Raw genomic sequence first — 3,152 nt, 5'->3', positions numbered from 1 at the left:
GGGCGAGGGACTTGGCGCGGCGCACCTTGTCGCCCAGGTCGTCGAGGGCCTCGGGGGAGCAGGCGCTGCTGAGTCCGGGGAAGAGCGTGCCCTCCTCGTCCTGGACGTGCGCGGTGACCTCGTCCATCAGCCGCATCAGCAGGGGGTGGAACCGGCCGTCGTTCGGTGGCAGCTGCTCCAGCTCCTTCAGCAGTTCCTCGATCCTGGCGTGGTCCGCGATCTCCTTGTCCGCGATGCGGTCCCCACCCTCGACGTGCTCGCGGACGGCAGGGTAGAGGTACTGCTCCTCCGCCACCGAGTGCCGCACCAGCTCGATGGTCACCTCGTCCACCAGCTCCCGCAGCGCCGGGTCGCCGGTCGACATCGACTGCATGCGGTCGAAGATCTCCTCGACCTCGCGGTGGTCGGCCAGCAGCTCAGCGATCACGTTTCCGCCGTGTCCCATTCCCTCACGCCTTTCCGTGCGGCAGTACGGCCCGGGCGTGCGCCGGGGCCGAACCCCATGCATTCCACCCTGCCGGTGCCGAGCCCACCCGGGGACGCGGTCACCACCCGCCCGGCGGCACCTGATCACAGGCGCCCCCGCGGCCGGCGGTGCGGGTCGGCGCGGGCGATCAGGAGGGCGACGTCGTCGTGGTCGTCGGCGCCCCTCAGCTCCCGCAGGAGCCGGTCGCAGGTCTCCTCCACCGAGGCGTCCGGTGTGCCGAGCAGGGTCAGGAGCAGTTCGAGGCGCTCGTCGATCGGGTCGTCGCGGGTCTCCACGAGCCCGTCGGTGTACAGCACGAGACGGTCCCCGGGCGCGAGCGTGATGCTCGTGCTCTCGAACGGCACGCCGCCGACGCCCAGGGGCGTCCCCGTCGGCAGGTCGAGCAGTTCGGGGGAGCCGTCGCCGTGCACCAGGACCGGGGGCAGGTGCCCGGCGGTCGCCAGGTGGCACTCGGCCGTGCGCGCGTCGTACAGGGCGTACACGCACGTCGCGATGTACGGGTCGAGGCCGCGCGTGATCTTGTCGAGGTGGCCCAGCACCGTGGCCGGGTCCAGGTCGAGCTCGGCCAGGGTCGAGGTGGCGGTGCGCAGCCGGCCCATGGTCGTCGCGGCGTCGATGCCGCTGCCCATGACGTCGCCGACGACCAGCGCGGTCCGCTCGTCGTCGAGCGGGATGACGTCGTACCAGTCGCCGCCCACCTTGCTCCTGGCCTGCGCGGGCCGGTAGCGGGCGGCGACCTCCAGGCCGGGATGGTACGGCTGCGGCTCCGGGAGGAGGCTGCGCTGCAGGGTCTCGGCGGTGTTGCGCACCTGCTGGTACCAGCGGGCGTTGTCGATGCACACGGCCGCACGCGCGGCCAGCTCGCAGGCGAGGGTGAGGTCGTCCTCGTCGAAGGACGCGTGCGTACGGGCCCGGCTCATGCCCAGCACGCCCAGGACCTCGCCGCGGGCGATGAGCGGGATCGCCATGCACGAGTGCACACCGGCGTCGGCGAGGAGCCGCGCCGACTCGGGGTCGGGGGTGATGCGCTCGAGGTCGTGCTGGCCCGCGTGCGCGATCATGTGCGGGCGGAGCGTGCGCACGCACTGGGCGGAGAGGTGGTCCGCGTGGTACGTGACGACCTCGCCCGGGGCCGGGACGGCACGGGCCGCCTCCGTGGCGTAGGCGGCCCGGATCGCCAGGGAGCGGAACACGGGCGCGTCCCGCCGGGCGGCGGGGGCGCGCTGGTCCAGGACGCTGTCGAGGATGTCGACCGCCGCCAGGTCCGCCAGGTCGGGCACGACGACCTCGACGAGTTCCCGTACCGTCGGCTCGACCTCCAGGGCGGTGCCGATGCGGGCCGAGCCGTCGGCGATCACCGCCAGCCGCCGCCGGGCCCGGTCGGCCTCCGCGGCCGCGCGGTGCCGCTCGGTGATGTCGACGACGACCTCGGCGAGGCCCAGCACGTGCCCGCGGTGGTCCTCCAGCCGGTAGAGGGACACCGCCCAGGCGTGCTCGCTGCGCGGGTCGGACGGGGTACGGCCGACGGTGTAGCGGTCGACCATCGGTACCCCCGACGCCAGCACCTGCCGCATCTCCGCCTCCACCGCCTGGTAGTCGGGGCCCGGGAGGACGCTGCGGAACGGGCGCCCCAGGTGGTCCTGGACCGAGGTGCCGTGGAACCGCGCGAGCGCGGGGTTGAGGCTGAGGTACCGCAAGTCGGTGTCCAGCACGGCGATGCCGATCGGCGACTGCGAGATCAGCCGCGTGGACAGGGCGACCTCCTGCTCCACCTCGCGCATGGTGGACTGGTCGGTGGCGAGCCCGAGGATGTAGTAGTCGCCGAGGCTGTCCATCAGCCGCATGTTGCGGAACTCCACCAGCCGCCGGCTGCCGTCCTTGCGGCGCACCGGGAAGGACCCCGCCCAGCTCTCGCCGGTCTTCATGATCTCGGAGAACAGCCCGATGACGAGCTTGCGGTGCGTGTCGTGGACCAGCAGGTGGGCGGCGTACTGGCCGACCGCCTCCTCCGCGGTGTAGCCGAACAGCGCCTCGGCCTGCGGGCTCCACATGTCCACCCGGCCGTCGCCCTCCAGGAGCACCGCGGCCACACCCAGGAGGTCCATCAGCCCGCTCGGGCTCGTCGAGACCCCGTCCAGCCGCTCCGGGCCGGTCGTGTACCGATCCGTGTCGCTCATGGTGGGCGCCTCTTCCGCCTGCCGTTCCGGCCGGTCGGTCCGCCGTCCCCTCTCGCCCGTGCCGACGCGATTCCATGGTCCCCCCGAAGACGCGGCGGCGCACCCCTCGCAAGGGCCCGTCCCGGGGCGCGTCCGGACGCGCCGTCCCCGGCGGGCGTCGGCTTGCGGGGACTGCGAGGGGGACGCACACAATGGTCAACAGGTGGGGCTTCTGAAGCGACCGGCGACGCGTCCGGCCGGGGTACCGGCCCGGGACGAGTGGAGGAAAGCCCTGTGAGCGTTCTACCGCCCTCGCTCGCCCGCCCCGAGGGCCCGCCCTCGGGCCCGCTGTCCGGACCGGACGGGACCGACGAGGCGAGGCCGTCCGGCCAGGACCGGGACTCGCCCGGACGGCGGCGCCGGACGCCGACGGTCGTCGTGGGCGGACCGCCCCCGCCACCGGGTGGACCACCGGACGACGGCGGCGGAGGGGGCGGTCCGCCCACGAC

At 73.9% G+C, this 3,152-nt stretch carries 2 protein-coding genes and 1 pseudogene; 1 reads left to right on the top strand and 2 read right to left on the bottom strand.

The features are described 5' to 3' along the window. The coding region (locus PV341_RS44420) for a hemerythrin domain-containing protein (RefSeq protein WP_500360928.1) at nt 1-445 on the bottom strand (445 nt) is incomplete at its 3' end. Between the two features lie 125 nt (nt 446-570). Beyond that, nucleotides 571-2,664: a SpoIIE family protein phosphatase gene (locus PV341_RS44415; protein ID WP_500328872.1), complete on the bottom strand. Its 2,094-nt coding sequence runs from the start codon at nt 2,662-2,664 to the stop codon at nt 571-573. A 273-nt stretch (nt 2,665-2,937) separates the two neighbouring features. Between PV341_RS44415 and PV341_RS44410 the strand changes: the two are divergent. Next, nucleotides 2,938-3,152, top strand: a pseudogene (locus tag PV341_RS44410) (hypothetical protein); the annotation flags it as partial.

This window comes from Streptomyces sp. PA03-1a (assembly GCF_033792805.1).
In the GTDB taxonomy this organism is placed as follows: Bacteria; Actinomycetota; Actinomycetes; order Streptomycetales; family Streptomycetaceae; genus Actinacidiphila.
The sequence above is the reverse complement of the archived record's forward strand: the minus strand, read 5'-3'. Positions and strand labels throughout refer to the sequence as shown.

Coding starts and splice junctions, on each gene's coding strand:
- PV341_RS44415 (WP_500328872.1), bottom strand. CDS start 2,664: ATGAGCGACACGGATCGGTACACGACCGGCCCGGAGCGGCTGGACGGG.